A 17,394-nucleotide genomic window follows, 5' to 3' on the forward strand; every position below is an offset into this window, starting at 1 on the left:
CTTTCGTTTCGTGGAACGGGGGCGTTACGGGCGACGGAGCGCCTCGGCCGCGGCGTTCGCCGGGCCGGCCGCGAGCTCGGTCTCCAGAAGCTGCTTACCGAGCAGCTCGGGGTCCGGGAGCTCCATCGGGTACTCGCCGTCGAAGCAGGCGCGGCACAGGTTCGCCTTGGGAATGGTGGTCGACTCGATCATCCCGTCGATGGAGATGTACGAGAGGGAGTCGGCGCCCAGCGAGGTGCCGATCTCGTCGATCGTCATGCCGTTGGCGATGAGCTCCGCACGGGTGGCGAAGTCGATACCGAAGAAGCAGGGCCACTTCACCGGCGGGGAGGAGATCCGGATGTGAATCTCGGCGGCGCCGGCCTCGCGGAGCATCTTGACCAGGGCACGCTGGGTGTTGCCGCGGACGATCGAGTCGTCGACGACCACCAGGCGCTTGCCGCGGATGACTTCCTTGAGCGGGTTGAGCTTCAGGCGGATGCCGAGCTGGCGGATCGTCTGGGACGGCTGGATGAAGGTCCGGCCGACGTACGCGTTCTTGACGAGGCCCGAGCCGTACGGAATTCCGCTGGCTTCCGCGTAGCCGATGGCCGCGGGAGTGCCGGACTCGGGCGTCGCTATCACCAGGTCGGCGTCGGCCGGGGCTTCCTTGGCCAGTTTTCGGCCCATCTCCACACGCGAGAGATAGACGTTGCGGCCGGCGATGTCGGTGTCCGGGCGCGCCAGGTAGACGTACTCGAAGACACAGCCCTTGGGCTTCGCTTCCGCGAATCGGGAGGTGCGCAGGCCGTTCTCGTCGATGGCGAGCATCTCGCCCGGCTCGACCTCGCGGACGTACGCGGCGCCGCAGATGTCGAGGGCGGCGGACTCGGAGGCCACCACCCAGCCGCGCTCCAGCCGGCCGAGGACCAGCGGGCGGATGCCCTGCGGGTCGCGGGCGGCGTAGAGCGTGCCCTCGTCCATGAAGACGAGAGAGAAGGCGCCCATGACGTCGGGGAGAACCTTTGCGGCGGCTTCCTCGATCGTGAGGGGCTTGCCGTCGTCGTCGGTCTGGCCGGCCAGCAGAGCTGTGACCAGGTCGGTGTCGTTGGTCGCGGCGACCTGGGTCGCGCGGCCGTTCTCCTTGGGCAGGGCGGCGACCATCTCGGCGAGCTGCGCCGTGTTGACCAGGTTGCCGTTGTGACCCAGGGCGATCGATCCGTGCGCGGTGGCACGGAAGGTCGGCTGCGCGTTCTCCCACACCGAGGCTCCGGTGGTGGAGTAGCGGGCATGACCGACCGCGATGTGGCCCTGGAGGGAGCCGAGAGAAGTTTCGTCGAAGACTTGCGAGACCAGTCCCATGTCCTTGAAGACGAGGATCTGGGACCCGTTGCTCACTGCGATGCCCGCGGACTCCTGTCCACGGTGCTGCAGGGCATACAGTCCGAAATAGGTGAGCTTGGCGACCTCTTCGCCGGGAGCCCAGACACCGAAGACGCCGCAAGCGTCCTGGGGGCCTTTCTCACCGGGGAGCAGGTCGTGGTTGAGTCGTCCATCACCACGAGGCACACCACCGAGTGTAGGCGAGATCGACCACTGGTCCGAATTGGGGATGGTGGCCGGCTCCGGATCGGGGCGCTATGGGCGCATGGGGCCCGTAATCACGTACCTTCCGCCGTCCATACGGGCATCCGGGGAGTGGGACGGGATCTTGGTGGGCCACTTGGCATGCGCACTGTACGTCGCTGCGCGTAGGCGCACTTAGCACACTGTATTCGCGTTTAACGGGTGCCGCGCTTGATCACGATGTCCTTCCCCCACTTTTTCGTTTTTACGGCGGAAGGAACCACCACATGCAGCCGACCTCCCGAGTACGACGTCTGCCGGCCCTCGCCTGCGGAGTCGTACTCGCCTCGGCGGCGGCCCCCGCCGCATACGCCGCCGAGGCAGCGCCCGACGGCCGGCGCGGTGTGCAGATCGTGATGGTGAACTTCAACGACAGCGCGCACGGCGACGCCGCGAAGCTGGAGTCGACCCTGGAGTCCGCCTACTACGGCAAGAGCGGTTCCCTGACCTCGTACTACAACGAGATCACCCGGGGCAGGACCACGCTCGGGCCGGCCGGTACGGAGGTGGTGAGCGGGCCGCTCACGCTCCCCATGGCCGCCGCCTGCGACAGCGGCCGGATCGCGGACGAGACGCAGAAGGCGCTGGCCGCGAAGGGCGTGGGGGCGAGCGCGTACGACCACATCTCAATCGTCTTCCCGAACAAGAAAGCCAAGTGTGAGTACGCCGGACTCGGCACGGTCGGCGGCGGGAAGACCTGGATGCCGGACGAGCACTTCTCGATCGACGCGCTGGTCCATGAGTTCGGCCACAATCTCGGTTACCACCATCACAAGCGGCTGCGCTGCCCGGACGGGGACCTGGGCGCCGGCTGCAAGGAGGACGGGGTCAGTCACAAGTCCGTCATGAGCGGCGGCGGTTCGGCAGCCGGGCTGACGGCGCCCGAGCTGATCCACAACAAGTGGCTGGCGGGCGACGAGGTCGCCGACGTGACCGAGTCCGGTACGTACAAGCTGCGTCCGCTGTACGGCGAGGGCAGTGGCGTCCGCGCGCTGCGCATCCCACTCGGCGGCAAGGACAAGATCGTCGTCGAGATGCGGGCGAAGGCGGGTTCGCTCGACGGCGCGATCCAGGGCGTCCACGCCCACCGCGTCTCCGCGGACGACTACACGCGGTCGGCGCTCATCGACCCGACCCCGGGTGACGGCAAGGCGCCGGACGCGGACGCGGTCAAGGCCGGGACGGAACTGACCGACACCGCGCGCAAGGTGCGGGTGAAGGTAGTGGCCTCGGGCAGGACGGAGGCGACGGTCGCCGTCGGCCTGGGCGGCGGGGCGGCGGGGCCGGCTGCCGTTCCCGATCCTGCTAACGCTCCCGCTCCCGCTTCCGCCCCCGAGGTGCCGAAGACACCCGGGGGCCCGGCCGCCGCCGCACCGGCCAAGACCGTCGCGTTCAAGGCGCCCGAGGCACCCCCGGCTCCGGAGTCCGGCGTACGCCCCGGGGGAGGCGAGCAGCGCCTGGCCGAGACCGGCGGCGACGCGTCCACCTGGCCACTGGCCGTCGTGGGCGCGGCGGCGCTGCTGGGCGGCGCGGCCGTGTTGGCGACGCTGCGCCGCCGTCGCGCGTAGCGCTCAGGGGTCTGCTCAGCGGCCCGCGTCCGGTCTACCTGGCGATCGCGACCGCTTCCAGCCCCTTGCCGCCCGCCGCGGTGAGGGACAGGGCGCGCTCGCGCACCTCGTAGGCCGCCTTGCCGTCGAGGACCTTGAGCAGGGCCTTCTCGGCGTCCATCACCGGCGGCGCGCACATCTTCCGAGTCGTGGCGATCTTGGAAAAGGTGATGGTGGATCCGGAGACCTTCGCCTTGCCCGAGACGTTGTTGCAGCCGAGATGTCCGCCTACGGTCCCGTCCTCGCCGAAGAACAGCTTCGCCTTGCCCGCCGCGTCCCCGGGGAGTGAGGTCGCGGTGTCGCCGTCCCGCAGCGACTCCACCTTCCACTCGGTACCGAGGAGCTGCGCGTCGGGCTCCGGCTTGGTCTCGGACAGGGCGATGGTGTCGCCCTCGGCCGTGGTCAGCGTCAGCTTGTCGTCCGTGACCTTGGCCTTCAGCTCGCCGGTGAAGGTGCGCTGAAGGTGCTGCTCGAACTTCGCTATGTTCTTCGGACAGCCGATCTCGGTGGTCTGGCCGGGTCCCACAGTGATCGTGTCGCCCTTGACCTTCACATCGGCGCCGAAGCGATTGCAGCCGGTGTGGCCCTCGGCCCGGCCCTTGTCGTCGATCCGGACCGTGGCCTTCTCGGGTGCCGGCATCTTCTTTCCGTCGACAGTCACGCTGTCGACGGTCCAGTCGATGCCGCTGACCTGGAGGTCCGGCTTTACGGTGCCGTCGCCGCCGGCGCCCGGGCCCGACTCCGTGCCGCAGGCGGCCAGGGTGAGGAGGGCGAGGACGCTGACGGCGCCGGTGAGGGGGCGGCGGCCGGAGATGCGGGTGCGCGACGTATCCATGGCGATGTGACGGGACGAGTGGGGTTTCTGGTTCCACCGGCCCGGTTCCACGTACGCACTCACCTGCCCCTGGTCCCGATGACGACGGTGGCGTACAGCTCGTCGGACGTGACGACCCGCGGGACCAGCCCGTCGCGGGCCACGGTCTCGACGGCCTGCGGCGCCTGGCGCTCGCTCGTCTCGAACAGCAGGTGCCCGCCCGGCGCCAGCCACCGCGCCGCTTCCGCCGTCACCCGCCGCAGTACGTCGAGCCCGTCGGCCCCGCCGTCGAGCGCGACCCGCGCCTCGTGGATGCGGGCCTCCGGGGGCAGCAGCTCTATCTCCTCGGTCGGTACGTACGGCACATTGGCCAGCAGTACGTCGACCCGTCCTCGCAGGGTGGCAGCGGGCAGCGGCGCGTAGAGGTCGCCCTCGTAGACCTGTCCGCCGAGGGCGCTCACGTTGCGCCGGGCACATCGCACGGCGGCGGGGTCCACGTCGGCGGCGTACAGCTCGACCCGCTCCAGGGACGCGGCCAGCGCCGCGCCGAGCGCTCCCGAGCCGCAGCACAGGTCGACCACTACGGCCTGCTGCGGCGCGAGGGCCACGGCCTGCTGGACCAGGAACTCGGTGCGACGGCGGGGGACGAAGACCCCGGGGTCCACGGTGATGCAGCGGCCGCAGAACTCGGCCCAGCCGAGGACGTGTTCGAGGGGCAGGCCGGCGATCCGGCGGTCCACCATGGCGGAGAGGTGGGCGGAATCCCGCGCGGTGGAGAGGAGCAAGTCGGCCTCGTCCTCGGCGAATACGCAGCCGGCGGCCCGAAGCCTGGTGACGATGGCGGAGGGGGCGAGGGAGAGCGAAGGGGAGAGGGACATGGGAAACCTTTCGGGACGCCGATGGGCGCTCCCTCGGTCACCTATGCCGGGTGAACCGCGCGGTCGCGAGATGAGAGCACCCGACCTGATACAGCGGTAATGGGTCTCACCTCCTTGGTGCGAAGTACGTCCTGCGCTGGCGACGGCAACACTACATGATCAACTACCGCTAGCCGAGGATCGGCAACAACCCCGCCAGATGGGCCCGTTCGCCGCTGGCGCTGACCTTCGCGTCGTCGACGGCCGTGTCCCAGTCCGTACGCCCCGTGGCGAGGCGGATCCAGGTGAGCGGGTCGGTCTCGACGACGTTCGGCGGCGTGCCGCGGGTGTGACGGGGGCCTTCCACGCACTGGACGACGGCGTACGGCGGGACGCGGACCTCGACGGAACCGCCGGGCGCCTTGACGGCGAGGGCGTCGGCGAGGAGGCGGGTACAGGCGGCTAGGGCCTGGCGGTCGTACGGGACGGCGAGTCCGGCGGCGTGGTTCAAGTCGTCGGTGTGGACGATGAGTTCCACGGTGCGGGTGACGAGGTAGTCGTCGAGGCGCATGGCGCCGACGCGGGTGGCGAGAAGCCGGTCGTCGGGGGCGGTGGGCAGGAGCTCGGCGAGTCGGGCGCGGGTCTGCTCGTACAGCGCGTCGAGATCCGGCGCGGATTCCGCGATCGACTTCGTGTCGTCGGAGATCTGCGCGGCGCGGGCTGCGGTGGTGAACGTCCAGTCGAGCAGCGGGACTTCCTGCTTGGGCGGAGCCGGCTGTTCGAGATGGCGGCTGACGGCGCCGACGGCCATGGTGACGTGCGCGGCCAAGTCGCGGACCGTCCAGTCCCCGAGGTGGGTGGGGAGCGCGAGCTGCGCGGGCGTGAGGTCGCGCACGGCGTCTTGTACGTTGCCGAACTGGGCCAGGACCGCGGCACGGATCTTGCCGGCGTCGTAACGGCGCGGGCGGGGGCGCGGTCGCTTCTGAGCAGCGGATGACATGGCCCGAGATTAGCGCGGGCGCACCGCTGCGGGCCCTTTCCCCACCCCGCCCGCTGTGACACTGTGCGGCTCCCCCGTGAGGGGCGCTGCCCCTGACTCCGCCCCTCAAGCGCCGGAGGGGCTGGAGGGGCTGGAGGGGTGCGGGAGCCTATTCGGCCCGCCCTCTGCGGCGGAGCCGCAGAGGGCGGGGCAGGGGAACAAAAACCTCGGCCCCGGCCAACCAACTGACCGGGGCCGAGATGATCGCTCACGGGAGCCGCTCAGGCGAAAAGCCCCGGCAGCGTCGCCTCGTGCGCCGCACGCAGCTCGCTCAGCGGGATGCTGAACTGCCCCTGCACCTCGATCTCGTCACCATCCACGACACCGATCCGGGACACCGGCAGGCCCCGCGCCCCACACATGTCGTTGAAGCGAAGCTCCTCGCTGCGCGGCACGGAAACAACCGCCCGGCCCGCCGACTCGGAGAAGAGGAACACGAAGGAATCGAGACCGTCCGGCACGACCAGCCGCGCACCCTTCCCACCCCGGAGGCAGGACTCGGTGACCGCCTGGATCAGGCCGCCGTCGCTCAGGTCGTGCGCCGCGTCGATCATGCCGTCGCGCGAGGCCGAGATCAGGATCTCGCCCAGCAGCTTCTCGCGGTCCAGGTCCACCTTCGGCGGCATGCCGCCCAGGTGGTCGTGGATGACCTGGGACCAGGCCGAACCGCCCAGTTCCTCGTGCGTGTCACCGAGCAGGTAGAGGAGCTGGCCCTCTTCCGCGAAGGCGACCGGCGTACGCCGGGTCACGTCGTCGATCACGCCGAGCACCGCGACGACCGGCGTCGGGTGAATGGCGGTCTCGCCGGTCTGGTTGTAGAGGGAGACGTTGCCGCCGGTCACCGGGGTTCCCAGCTGCAGGCAGCCGTCCGCCAGCCCGCGCGTGGCCTCGGCGAACTGCCACATGACGTCCGGGTCCTCGGGGGAACCGAAGTTCAGGCAGTCCGAGATCGCGAGCGGCTTGGCGCCGGAGGCGGCGACGTTGCGGTACGACTCGGCCAGCGCGAGCTGCGCGCCCGTGTACGGGTCGAGCTTCGCGTACCGGCCGTTGCCGTCCGTCGCCATCGCGACGCCGAGGTTCGTCTTCTCGTCGATCCGCACCATGCCCGCGTCCTCGGGCATGGCGAGCACCGTGTTGCCCTGCACGAACCGGTCGTACTGGTCGGTGATCCACGACTTCGACGCCTGGTTCGGAGACGAGACGAGCTTCAGGACCTGCTCGCGCAGCTCCGCCGCGTTCGCCGGCCGCGCCAGCTTGTTCGCGTCGTCGGCCTGGAGCGCGTCCTGCCACTTGGGACGGGCGTACGGCCGGTTGTAGACGGGGCCCTCGTGGGCCACGGTCCGCGGCGGTACGTCGACGATCTGCTCACCGTGCCAGAAGATCTCCAGCTGCGAGCCGTCGGTCACCTCACCGATGACGGTGGCGATGACGTCCCACTTCTCGCAGATCTCCATGAACCGGTCGACCTTCCCCGGCTCCACGATCGCGCACATGCGCTCCTGCGACTCGCTCATGAGGATTTCCTCGGGCGAGAGGGAGGAGTCACGCAGGGGAACGGTGTCCAGTTCGACGCGCATGCCCCCGGAGCCGGCCGACGCCAGCTCTGACGTCGCGCAGGACAGACCCGCGCCACCCAGGTCCTGGATGCCCGCGACGAGCTCCTCGCGGAAGATCTCCAGAGTGCACTCGATGAGGAGCTTCTCCTGGAAGGGGTCGCCGACCTGGACGGCCGGGCGCTTCGCGGGGCCCGTCGACTCGAAGGTCTCGGAGGCCAGCACCGATACGCCGCCGATGCCGTCGCCGCCCGTGCGGGCGCCGTACAGGATGACCTTGTTTCCGGGACCGCTCGCCTTCGCGAGGTGGATGTCCTCGTGCTTCATGACGCCGATGCAGCCGGCGTTGACCAGCGGGTTGCCCTGGTAGCACTCGTCGAAGACGACCTCGCCGCCGATGTTCGGCAGGCCGAGGCAGTTGCCGTAGCCGCCGATGCCCGCGACGACGCCCGGAAGGACGCGCCGCGTGTCGGGGTGGTCGGCCGCGCCGAAGCGCAGCGGGTCGACGACCGCGACCGGGCGGGCGCCCATGGCGAGGATGTCGCGGACGATGCCGCCGACACCCGTGGCCGCGCCCTGGTAGGGCTCGATGTACGAGGGGTGGTTGTGCGACTCGACCTTGAAGGTCACGGCGTAACCCTGGCCGACGTCGACGACGCCCGCGTTCTCGCCGATGCCGACGAGCATCGCGTCGTTGACCGGGACCTTCTCGCCGAACTGCTTCAGGTGGACCTTGCTGCTCTTGTAGGAGCAGTGCTCGGACCACATGACGCTGTACATGGCGAGCTCTGCGCCGGTGGGCCGCCGCCCCAGGATTTCGCGGATACGCGCGTACTCGTCCTCCTTGAGGCCGAGCTCCTTCCAGGGCTGCCCGACCTCGGGGGTTTCCGCGGCGTGCTTGACGGTGTCGAGAGTCATGCGTTGACCAGCTTCTTCAGGATCGAGGTGAAGAATCCGAGGCCGTCGGTACGTCCCGTGCCGACCAGCGGCTCCACGGCGTGCTCCGGGTGCGGCATCAGGCCGACGACGTTGCCGGCGGCGTTGGTGATGCCGGCGATGTCCCGGAGCGAGCCGTTCGGGTTGACGTCCAGGTAGCGGAAGGCGACGCGGCCCTCCGCCTCCAGCTCGTCGAGCACGCGCTCCTCGGCGACGTAACGGCCGTCCATGTTCTTGAGCGGGATCTGGATCTCCTGACCGGCGGTGTAGTCCGCGGTCCAGGCGGTCTCGCTCGTCTCCACGCGCAGCTTCTGCTCGCGGCAGATGAAGTGCAGGTGGTTGTTCTGCAGCATCCCGCCGGGCAGGAGGTGGGCCTCGGTGAGGATCTGGAAACCGTTGCAGATACCGAGGACCGGCAGGCCGGCCTTGGCCTGCTCGATGATCGTCTCCATCACCGGCGAGAAGCGGGCGATGGCGCCTGCCCGCAGGTAGTCGCCGTAGGAGAAGCCGCCCGCGAGCACGACCGCGTCGACCTGCTTGAGGTCCTTGTCGCGGTGCCACAGCGAGACCGGCTCGGCGCCCGCGGTCCGGACGGCCCGGAGGCTGTCCTGGTCGTCGAGCGTTCCCGGAAAGGTGACGACTCCGATACGAGCGGTCACTTCGACTCCTCCACCTTCACGGTGAAGTCCTCGATGACGGTGTTGGCGAGGAACGATTCGGCCATCTCATGGATGCGGGCGAGGGCGGCGTCATCGACCGGCCCATCGACCTCGAGCTCGAAACGCTTTCCCTGACGGACGTCCGCGATTCCCTCGAAGCCGAGACGGGGCAGTGCACGCTGCACCGCCTGTCCCTGCGGGTCGAGGATCTCGGGCTTGAGCATGACGTCGACTACGACGCGTGCCACTGGCACTCCCGGTGGTGGTGTGGTGCGAAGGCGGTTCCATCAGCGTACCCGGCTTGAAATTCTACGCGGGTAGATATGGGTCTACGCGGATCACGTTCCGGCATCGGAGGCGACAACCAGGGGGAAAATCCGGGGGAAAATGGGGGTCGAGTGCCGCCCTCCGATTGCGGAAGGACACGCGGACGGAATTAAATGGGCTTCACAATGCAATGGCTGTCGCTGTACAAAGGAATAGCGAGAAAAACAGCATTGCTCCAAATCAGCCGGAAGGCCGGCATCACCGCATGTCAGGCGTCATGCCGGACGCGGTAGTGCCGCAGGAAAGGACCGATATCCGTGGCTCAGCGCGTAGTGGTCACGCTCTCCGACGACATCGACGGAGGGGAAGCAGCGGAAACGGTCAGCTTCGGCCTTGACGGGAAGTCGTACGAGATCGACCTGAATCCCGCCAATGCAAAGAAACTGCGCACGGCACTGGAGCCGTACATCGAGGCGGGCCGAAAGCACTCGAAGTCGGGCAAGGTCTACCGTCACACCTCCGTGGCACCCGATCCGGCGGCTGTGCGCGCGTGGGCGCGCTCGCGCCAGATGGACGTGCCGGCCCGGGGCCGCATCCCGAAGAAGGTCTACGAGGCCTTCGCGGAGGCCTCGTAGACAGCCGCTGAGAGTCCCGGGCGCCGCCGACTTGCAATGCACCCCTGGTGATCGGCTAGAGTCTGGAACACGCCGAGGGGCAAGGCCGCAGGGCCGGACCTCAAGCAGCGTGCGGGTGTAGTTCAGTAGTAGAACATCCCCCTTCCAGGGGGAAGGCGCAGTGTGCAATTCCTGTCACCCGCTCTACATCACTTACCAACCACTTCGGTGGATCAGGTACAGTGGTGGCACCAAATGCGGACGTGGCTCAGTTGGTAGAGCATCACCTTGCCAAGGTGAGGGTCGCGAGTTCGAATCTCGTCGTCCGCTCCATGAGTACGAAGGCCCCGGTCATTACGACCGGGGCCTTCGTCGTTGTGCCCGCGTAATCAGCTACTGACATTTGTCATCTGCGGTGATGACAGCCCGCACTGCCGGCGGCCGCCGTCCGGCGGAAGTCTTGTGGCATGACCACCCGTGAGTACGTGATCGACGCCGAGGGGCTCCGGCGTACCTACACCGGCGGCTTCGAGGCCGTCCGTTCCGTTTCCTTCTCCGTGGCGCGCGGCGAGCTCTTCGCGCTCCTCGGCACGAACGGAGCGGGCAAGACTTCGACCCTGGAGCTCCTCGAAGGCCTGGCCCGGCCCAGCGGCGGCAGCGTCCGGGTGTTCGGCCACGACCCGCACACCGAGCGCGCCAAGGTGCGGCCCCGGGTCGGCGTCATGCTCCAGGAGGGCGGCTTCCCGTCTGAGCTGACCGTGCGCGAGACCGTCCGGATGTGGGCGGGGTGCACCAGCGGGGCGCGGCCGGTGGGCGAGGCGCTGGACCTGGTGGGGCTCGGGAAGCGGGCGAGCGTACGGGTCAAGCAGCTGTCCGGCGGGGAGCGGCGGCGGCTGGATCTGGCGACCGCGCTGCTCGGGCGGCCGGAGATCCTCTTCCTCGACGAGCCGACGACGGGGCTCGACGCCGAAGGGCGGCGCGAGACCTGGGAGCTGGTGCGAGAGCTGCGCGACGGGGGGACGACCGTGCTGCTGACCACGCACTACCTGGAGGAGGCGCAAGAGCTCGCCGACCGGCTGGCGATCATGCACGAGGGGCGGATCGCCGCCGAGGGGCGGGTGGACGAGGTGGTGGCGGCGTACCCCTCGCAGATCTCCTTCGAGCTGCCGGACGGCTACCACCTGGGGGATCTGCCGCCGCTGGGGCAGCTGGGCGTAACCGGGCACGAACTCGCGGGCCGGACGGCGCGGTTGTTCACCGACGCGCTCCAGCGGACCGCGACCGGGCTGCTGACGTGGGCGCAGGCGGCCGGGGTGGAGCTGCGCGGGCTCGATGTGCGGTCGGCCTCGCTGGAGGAGGCCTTTTTGAACATCGCGCGCGAGGCGAAGAAGAACGAGAGTGCGCAAGAGGTGGGGGCGCGATGAGTACTGCTGTCGCGGGACGCATGGCGGCGCTGACGCGGGCCGAACTGACCCTGCTCGTACGGCACAAGGCGGTGCTCCTCACGGCGCTGGTGCTGCCGGTGGCCATGACGTACTCGATGCGGCCGTTCGTCGAGGATCTGGAGCTCGGCAAGGCGGGGATTTCGCTGGGGGCGGCGATGATGCCGATGTCCTTGGCGTTCGTGCTGCTCTTCGGGGTGTACTCGGCGCTGGTCACGGTCTATGTCGTACGGCGCGAGGAGCTCGTACTGAAGCGGCTGCGGACCGGGGAGCCGGGCGACGCGGAGATCCTGATGGGGACGGCCGCCGCCACGCTCGTGGCCGGGCTGGCGCAGTGCGTGCTGCTGGTGGTCGCAGGGGTGGTGGTCCTCGGGGCGGAGGTGCCGGCCGACCCGTTGTGGGTGGTGGTCGGTGTGGCGCTGGGGCTTGCGGTCGCGGGGACGATGGCGGCGGCTACTACCGCCTTCACCCGGTCCGCCGAGGGCGCGCAGATCACGATCATGCCGGTCATGCTCGTGTCGATGGTCGCGTCGGGGGTCGTCGTTCCGCTGGAGCTGCTGCCGGACAAGGTCGCCTCGGTGTGTGAGCTGCTGCCGTTGTCGCCGGTCGTGGAGCTCGTGCGGGGCGGCTGGACTGGGCAGTTGGGGGCGTACGAGGCGCTGGGCGCCGTCGCTACGGCGGTGGCCTGGACCGTACTGTCTGTATTCGCTGTGCAGCGGTGGTTCCGGTGGGAGCCGCGGCGGTAGGGGAAGCGGTAGGGGAATGGGGGGACGACGGGGATGAAGGGCTTCTGGCGGAAGCGGAGCCAGGCCGCGAAGCTTGACCTGTACATGCGGGTGACGCTGTATCTGCTGCCGTGGCTGATCTCGACCGGGGCTCTCGCGCCCCTCACCCAGGACGTGAGCCGCGAACCCGGCGCCGTCGCGCTCGCGCGCGGGCTGCTGGCCCTGTCCGTGGCTCAGTGCGCGGTCGCGATGCACACCATCCACCACGGGCTCGCGCATTACGTCGACGGGGCCCCGGCGCCGTGGCGCTCGGCGGCCGTCGCGATGGGGCTGGGCGGGATTTCCGTGGGCTCGATCGCGGCCCTTCAGGCCACCGGCGGGATCGGTGACGGGACGGCGATGATGGAGATACTGCCGTACGCCCTGCTCACCACGGCCATGTCGACGTTCATGCTGTCGACTCTCCGGCGGCTGGTGCTCGGGACCGTGGTGGCAGCGGCGCTGGTCGCCGGGGCGCTGGCCGCCACCGGGGCGGAAGCGGGGTTGGCAGTGGCCGGGGCGGTGGTCGCGCTCTTCGTGGGGCTGTTCGCGCTGCTCACCACGCGGTCCTCGGCCTGGTTCATGGCGGTGATCCGGGAACTGGACCGCAACCGCGACGCCACCGCGCGACTCGCGGTCGCCGAGGAGCGGCTGCGTTTCGGGCGGGACATGCACGACGTCATGGGGCGCAATCTCGCCGTCATCGCGCTGAAGAGCGAGCTGGCGGTGCAGCTGGCGCGGCGCGGCAGGCCGGAGGCCGCCGATCAGATGGCCGAGGTGCAGCGGATCGCCCGGGAGTCGCAGCGCGAGGTGCGTGAGGTCGTACGCGGCTATCGCGAGGCGGATCTGACAGCCGAACTCGAAGGTGCGCGGGGAGTTTTGAGTGCGGCGGGCATCGACTGCCGGATGGAGCGGGGACGGCTGGGCGACGATCTTCCAGCGGGCGTGCAGTCGGCGCTCGGGTGGGTCGTACGGGAGGCGACGACCAATGTGCTGCGGCACGGGGACCCGCGCAGCTGCACGGTCCGGCTGACGGCGGAGGGCGGGAGGGCGGTGCTGGTCGTGGAGAACGACGGGGCCGGGGACGTGTCCGCCGACGGCACTCCGGGATCGGGGCTTGCCGGGCTCCGGGAGCGGCTGAGCGCGGTGGGCGGGACGCTGCGGGCGGGGCCGGGCGGGGACGGCACGTTTCGGCTGACTGCTGAGGTGCCGGTGGTGCCGACGGGTCCTGCGGTTCCGGTGGTGTCGGTTGTGCCGCTGATTCAGGAGGGGCTGCGGTGAGTGGTTCCGTGGTGGGGCGGCCGGTGCGGGTGTTGCTCGCCGACGACGAGCATCTGATCCGGGGTGCGCTCGCCGCGCTGCTCGGGCTGGAGGACGACCTCGTCGTCGTCGCCGAGGCGGCCACCGGGCCCGAGGCGATCGCGATGGCCCGGGCGCACCGGCCGGACATCGCCGTACTGGATCTGCAGATGCCTGGCGCCGACGGTGTGAGTGTGGCCACAACGCTGCGGGGCGAGCTGCCCGACTGCCGCTGCATGATCGTGACCAGCCACGGGCGTCCCGGGCACCTGAAACGGGCGCTTGCGGCCGGGGTGCGGGCGTTCGTACCGAAGACCGTCAGCGCGCAGCGGCTGGCCGAGCTGATCCGGAGCGTACGGGACGGAAACCGGTACGTGGACCCGGAGTTGGCGGCCGACGCGATCTCCGCCGGGGATTCTCCGCTGACCGTACGAGAGGCGGAAGTGCTGGAGCTGGCGGCGGACGGGGCGCCGGTCGCGGAGATCGCGGAGCGTGCGGCGCTGTCGCCGGGGACGGTGCGCAACTATCTGTCTTCGGCCGCCTCGAAACTCGGTGCGGAAAATCGTCATACGGCGGTGCGGCTCGCACGCCAGCGAGGTTGGGTATAGTGGGCATCGCAACACAGCGCAGGCGGACGTAGCTCAGTTGGTAGAGCGCAACCTTGCCAAGGTTGAGGTCGCCAGTTCGAACCTGGTCGTCCGCTCAGAGTCAGAAGGCCCCGGTCATCGCGACCGGGGCCTTCTGCGTTGCCTGGGGCCATGTGGCCCTGGGGGACTGGGGACCTGGGGACCTGGGCTGGAGCCCTGGAGCTGGGCCCCAGGGCCTTGCCGTGGGGCCCAGGTGGGTCCCGCTAGGACCAGCTGAGGCCGGTGAGGAGCTCGTACGCCTCCAGGTACTTCGCCCGGGTGGCGTCGACGATCTCCTGCGGGAGCGGGGGCGGCGGCAGCTCCGCCTTGCGGTCCCAGCCGGAGGCGGGCGAGGTCAGCCAGTCGCGGACGTACTGCTTGTCGTACGACGGCTGGGCGCGGCCGGGCTCCCAGGTGGCGGCCGGCCAGAAGCGGGAGGAGTCCGGGGTCAGCACCTCGTCGGCGATGATCAGCTCGTCGCCGTCGAAGCCGAACTCGAACTTCGTGTCGGCGAGCACGATGCCGCGGTCGCGGGAGATCTCGCGGGCCCGGTTGTACACGGCGAGGGTCAGCTGGCGCAGCTGGGCGGCTGTCTCGGCGCCGACCTGGCGGGCGACTTCCTCGTAGCTGACGTTCTCGTCGTGATCGCCGACCGCTGCCTTCGTGGCGGGCGTGAAGATCGGCGCGGGAAGTTCCGAGCCGTCGGTCAGGCCCTCGGGGAGCGCAAGGCCGCAGACCGTACGGGATTCGTTGTACTCGGTGAGGCCCGAGCCCGTGAGGTAGCCGCGGGCCACGCACTCGACCGGGACCATCCGCAGCGACTTGCAGACGAGCGTGCGGCCTTCCCAGTCGGCCGGGGCGCCGGCGGGGAGGTCGGTTGAGATCACGTGGTTCGGGACGAGGTCCGCGAGCTGGTCGAACCACCAGAGCGAGAGCTGGGTGAGGACCCGGCCCTTGTCGGGGATCTCCGTGGGCAGCACCCAGTCGTACGCGGAGATGCGGTCGCTGGCGACCATGACGAGGTCGCCGGCCTCGTTCTGGTAGAGGTCACGCACCTTGCCCGTGTGGAGGTGGGTCAGGCCCGGCAGCTGGAGCGGCTCGGGCTTTTCTACGAATCCGGACACGGTTCCTCCGCGTAGGTTGATCCAGGAGCGCTTCCGATTCTCCCGTATGCGGGGCGTGAGTGTCCGGGCGGGGCGGTCTGTGAGCTCAGTCTCGCTTGCAGATGCGGTCCAGCAGGTTGGCTGTGGCTCGCTGGATGCGGGGGTCCACGTGGCCCGGGCGGTCCAGGGCCGGCGACCAGGCGAAGGTGCCGGAGGCGAAGACCAGTGCGCCGCTGGGGGCCCGGTAGAGGGATGTCTCCTGGTGGCGGCGGTGGCCCTCGCCGTCCTCGTACGGGGAGTGGGCGAGCAGGATGCGGTCCTGGTGCTCGGGGAGCTGGGTGCGGGGGAAGTAGCGGTCGGCCTCACCCGCGACCAGGCCTTCGATCTCGTCGTTCTCGTGCGCGCCGGTCGAATCCCAGAGCCAGTGGTCCGCGTTCCGTACGACCAGGGGCCGCGGCTCCGGGACCCTTCCGGCGTACTGGATGCCCAGGAGCTGCTGCTCGGGGCGGTCGATCTCGCGCCAGAGGGCGGACTTGCCGGGGGCTCGGCGTTTTCGGCAGGTGAGGAGGCGGTCGGCCGTGCCGGAGGGGGACGTTGCGAGTTCTACCTGCCAGTACATCGTGTTGGCGGAGAGGAAGACGAGGGACGTGCCTGCCTCGCGTGCGAGCTCTGTGGCGCGGCGCATGGGGGCCGACCAGTACTCGTCGTGGCCCGGGAAGACCAGGCCTCGGTAGCGGGTGGGGTCGATGCGGCCCGCGTGCAGGTCGCGGGCGTCGGCGTAGGCGAGGTCGTAGCCGTAGCGCTCGGCCCAGCGGATGAAGTCGTACGCGTGGCCCACGTGGAGGGGGAGGCCGGCGCCGGCGTAGGGGCGGTCGAAGGAGACGGTTGTTGCCGCGTCCTCTTCGCCCAGGAGGCGCCCCATGCTGTCCCACGCGTGGTACAGGCTCGCGCCGGTGCGGCCGTCCTCCGGGTAGAGGTTGTACGCCTGCCAGGTGATGTCCGGCAGGAGCAGGAGAAGGTCGGCCGGGTGGCTGTCGCGGACCGTGAAGGGGATGTGGGAGCGGTAGCCGTCGACGGTGGTGAGCACGGCGACGTACGCCCCGATGCTCCAGAAGTCCGGGATCTGCAGGCGCCAGGACAGCCACCAGTGGTGGCAGGAGACCGTGCGGTCGGCGGTGAGCGGGGCCGGCTGGACGATGCCGGAGAGGCGGGGGCTGGTGGTGATCTTCGCCGCGCCGTCGCCTCCGTAGTGGCCGATCCGGTAGATGTCCACGGAGAACTGCTGGGGCGGGTCCACCGTGATGTGGAAGTCGATCGCCTCGCCGGGTGCGGCGGCGCCGGGGGACGCGAAGCCTTTGATCTGCTGGCGTACGTCGTCGGCGGTGCGGGGGCTGCCGGTGGAGGCGGAGCGGGGGTGCGGGAGCCTGGCTCCGGTGACGGGGTCGCGGTGGTCCGCGCCCTCCGTGGGCTCGGCGTACCAGGGGATGACCTGGCCGCTGTCGCCGAAGTAGGTCTCGCTGCCGCGGAGCCAGGGCAGTGGGCCCTGGCCGAACGGGTCCGACACGGCATGCGCGAGGGCGCCCGATTCCCAGCGCCGGATGAATTCGTCCCCCATGCCGCTTCCCTCCCTCGAGCCCCCGAGACAACTGTGATGCGCCACTTGTCAGCTACTGGTCCCCAGCACATCACATAACGCACGCACTCCGTCACCGTTCGTCGCGAATTGACGAGAACGGAACGTGAGCCTCCGTATCGCGGGGGGCGTGATATGGGGCGCGGGCGCGGCTCCGGGCGGTGCGGCGGGGCCTATTCGCGGGGTCTTTTTCGCGGGTGCTCCGGGGTCGGTGCCGCGCCGTGGCGTCTCCTCGGACGTCGAACGTTCGGGTACGGAGATTTCTTCGCGGTGGTTGCGTTCGACGCCCTGCGGGGAGCGCCCCGGCACGTCCCCTCCTGGCACCGTGGTTCGCGAGGGGGCCCACGGGCGGGGCGGACACTGCCGTGTCGGGGGGAGGGGGACTGCGCGCCCCGGCGCTGGGGCTCCCGGCGAGCGGGGCCCTGGCGGGCAGTGCGCGTGGGGTCAGGTGGTGCGTGCGTGCAGGTCGGCGTCCGTGCGGGCTCGTTCTCGGGAGCGGCGGGCCGGGCCGCGCCAGCCGCAGGAGCAGTGGGCGAAGCAGAAGGAACCGCGTTCGGTTGTGCCGGTGCGGTGGGT

15 protein-coding genes and 3 tRNA genes are annotated in these 17,394 nt (G+C 70.0%); 9 read left to right on the plus strand and 9 right to left on the minus strand.

All coding sequences use genetic code 11. The features are described 5' to 3' along the window. Positions 1-24 precede the first annotated feature (24 nt). A complete protein-coding gene (gene purF, locus J7E89_RS15045) occupies positions 25-1,548 on the minus strand; it encodes an amidophosphoribosyltransferase (RefSeq protein ID WP_214973743.1) in 1,524 nt (507 codons plus the stop codon). Positions 1,549-1,832: 284 nt separating this feature from the next. Between purF and J7E89_RS41815 the strand changes: the two genes are divergently transcribed. Beyond that, positions 1,833-3,173, plus strand: a complete 1,341-nt coding sequence (locus J7E89_RS41815; RefSeq protein WP_285439240.1) for an LPXTG cell wall anchor domain-containing protein — start codon at positions 1,833-1,835, stop codon at positions 3,171-3,173. Positions 3,174-3,207: 34 nt separating this feature from the next. On the opposite strand, the gene J7E89_RS15055 is transcribed toward J7E89_RS41815, so the two are convergent. From J7E89_RS15055 to purS, 6 genes are all read right to left on the minus strand, one after another. Then, the gene (locus J7E89_RS15055) at positions 3,208-4,047 is read right to left on the minus strand and encodes an META domain-containing protein (RefSeq protein ID WP_214973745.1); all 840 of its coding nucleotides are present in this window, start codon (positions 4,045-4,047) and stop codon (positions 3,208-3,210) included. 59 nt (positions 4,048-4,106) lie between these two features. Further along, positions 4,107-4,904 (minus strand): putative protein N(5)-glutamine methyltransferase, encoded by a 798-nt coding sequence (locus J7E89_RS15060; protein ID WP_214973747.1) that lies wholly within the window; start codon positions 4,902-4,904, stop codon positions 4,107-4,109. 169 nt (positions 4,905-5,073) lie between these two features. Then, positions 5,074-5,883, minus strand: a complete 810-nt coding sequence (locus tag J7E89_RS15065) for a maleylpyruvate isomerase family mycothiol-dependent enzyme (protein ID WP_214973749.1) — start codon at positions 5,881-5,883, stop codon at positions 5,074-5,076. Positions 5,884-6,143: 260 nt separating this feature from the next. After that, entirely contained in the window at positions 6,144-8,393 is a 2,250-nt protein-coding gene (gene purL, locus J7E89_RS15070; protein WP_214973751.1) for a phosphoribosylformylglycinamidine synthase subunit PurL, read from the minus strand. After that, positions 8,390-9,070: a phosphoribosylformylglycinamidine synthase subunit PurQ gene (purQ, locus tag J7E89_RS15075; RefSeq protein WP_214973753.1), complete on the minus strand. Its 681-nt coding sequence runs from the start codon at positions 9,068-9,070 to the stop codon at positions 8,390-8,392. Before purQ ends, purL begins: the two co-directional genes overlap by 4 nt. After that, positions 9,067-9,318: a phosphoribosylformylglycinamidine synthase subunit PurS gene (gene purS / locus J7E89_RS15080; protein ID WP_214973755.1), complete on the minus strand. Its 252-nt coding sequence runs from the start codon at positions 9,316-9,318 to the stop codon at positions 9,067-9,069. Before purS ends, purQ begins: the two co-directional genes overlap by 4 nt. A gap of 336 nt (positions 9,319-9,654) precedes the next feature. On the opposite strand from purS, the gene J7E89_RS15085 reads away from it, so the two are divergent. From J7E89_RS15085 to J7E89_RS15120, 8 genes are all read left to right on the plus strand, one after another. Then, positions 9,655-9,972 carry an Lsr2 family protein gene (locus J7E89_RS15085; RefSeq protein ID WP_214973757.1) on the plus strand — a complete coding sequence of 106 codons (318 nt, stop codon included), beginning with the start codon at positions 9,655-9,657 and terminating at the stop codon, positions 9,970-9,972. Between the two features lie 111 nt (positions 9,973-10,083). Beyond that, positions 10,084-10,155 (plus strand) — tRNA-Gly (locus tag J7E89_RS15090). A gap of 53 nt (positions 10,156-10,208) precedes the next feature. Next, positions 10,209-10,284 (plus strand) — tRNA-Gly (locus tag J7E89_RS15095). A 134-nt stretch (positions 10,285-10,418) separates the two neighbouring features. Then, on the plus strand, positions 10,419-11,375 hold the full coding sequence (locus J7E89_RS15100) for an ABC transporter ATP-binding protein (RefSeq protein WP_214973759.1): 957 nt from the start codon (positions 10,419-10,421) through the stop codon (positions 11,373-11,375). Next, entirely contained in the window at positions 11,372-12,139 is a 768-nt protein-coding gene (locus tag J7E89_RS15105) for an ABC transporter permease (protein WP_214973761.1), read from the plus strand. The genes J7E89_RS15100 and J7E89_RS15105 overlap by 4 nt, the downstream gene beginning before the upstream one ends. Positions 12,140-12,172: 33 nt before the next feature. After that, complete coding sequence (locus J7E89_RS15110) at positions 12,173-13,438, plus strand: sensor histidine kinase (RefSeq protein WP_214973763.1); 1,266 nt, start codon at positions 12,173-12,175, stop codon at positions 13,436-13,438. Continuing rightward, complete coding sequence (locus tag J7E89_RS15115; protein WP_308315484.1) at positions 13,435-14,064, plus strand: response regulator transcription factor; 630 nt, start codon at positions 13,435-13,437, stop codon at positions 14,062-14,064. Before J7E89_RS15110 ends, J7E89_RS15115 begins: the two co-directional genes overlap by 4 nt. A gap of 22 nt (positions 14,065-14,086) precedes the next feature. After that, positions 14,087-14,159 (plus strand) — tRNA-Gly (locus tag J7E89_RS15120). Between the two features lie 147 nt (positions 14,160-14,306). Here the strand turns inward: J7E89_RS15120 and J7E89_RS15125 are convergent. Next, positions 14,307-15,206: a phosphoribosylaminoimidazolesuccinocarboxamide synthase gene (locus tag J7E89_RS15125; RefSeq protein ID WP_214973765.1), complete on the minus strand. Its 900-nt coding sequence runs from the start codon at positions 15,204-15,206 to the stop codon at positions 14,307-14,309. A gap of 85 nt (positions 15,207-15,291) precedes the next feature. Further along, complete coding sequence (locus J7E89_RS15130) at positions 15,292-16,800, minus strand: N,N-dimethylformamidase beta subunit family domain-containing protein (RefSeq protein ID WP_214973767.1); 1,509 nt, start codon at positions 16,798-16,800, stop codon at positions 15,292-15,294. Positions 16,801-17,394: the final 594 nt, after the last annotated feature.

The sequence above is a fragment of the Streptomyces sp. ISL-100 genome, from assembly GCF_018614615.1.
Lineage (GTDB): Bacteria > Actinomycetota > Actinomycetes > Streptomycetales > Streptomycetaceae > Streptomyces.

What these genes read in the sequence shown, in the direction of transcription:
- J7E89_RS41815 (WP_285439240.1), top strand. Translation starts at nt 1,833, where the DNA reads ATGCAGCCGACCTCCCGAGTACGACGTCTGCCGGCCCTCGCCTGCGGA.
- J7E89_RS15055 (WP_214973745.1), bottom strand. Translation starts at nt 4,047, where the DNA reads ATGGATACGTCGCGCACCCGCATCTCCGGCCGCCGCCCCCTCACCGGC.
- J7E89_RS15060 (WP_214973747.1), bottom strand. Translation starts at nt 4,904, where the DNA reads ATGTCCCTCTCCCCTTCGCTCTCCCTCGCCCCCTCCGCCATCGTCACC.
- J7E89_RS15065 (WP_214973749.1), bottom strand. Translation starts at nt 5,883, where the DNA reads ATGTCATCCGCTGCTCAGAAGCGACCGCGCCCCCGCCCGCGCCGTTAC.
- purL (WP_214973751.1), bottom strand. Translation starts at nt 8,393, where the DNA reads ATGACTCTCGACACCGTCAAGCACGCCGCGGAAACCCCCGAGGTCGGG.
- J7E89_RS15100 (WP_214973759.1), top strand. Translation starts at nt 10,419, where the DNA reads ATGACCACCCGTGAGTACGTGATCGACGCCGAGGGGCTCCGGCGTACC.
- J7E89_RS15105 (WP_214973761.1), top strand. Translation starts at nt 11,372, where the DNA reads ATGAGTACTGCTGTCGCGGGACGCATGGCGGCGCTGACGCGGGCCGAA.
- J7E89_RS15110 (WP_214973763.1), top strand. Translation starts at nt 12,173, where the DNA reads ATGAAGGGCTTCTGGCGGAAGCGGAGCCAGGCCGCGAAGCTTGACCTG.
- J7E89_RS15130 (WP_214973767.1), bottom strand. Translation starts at nt 16,800, where the DNA reads ATGGGGGACGAATTCATCCGGCGCTGGGAATCGGGCGCCCTCGCGCAT.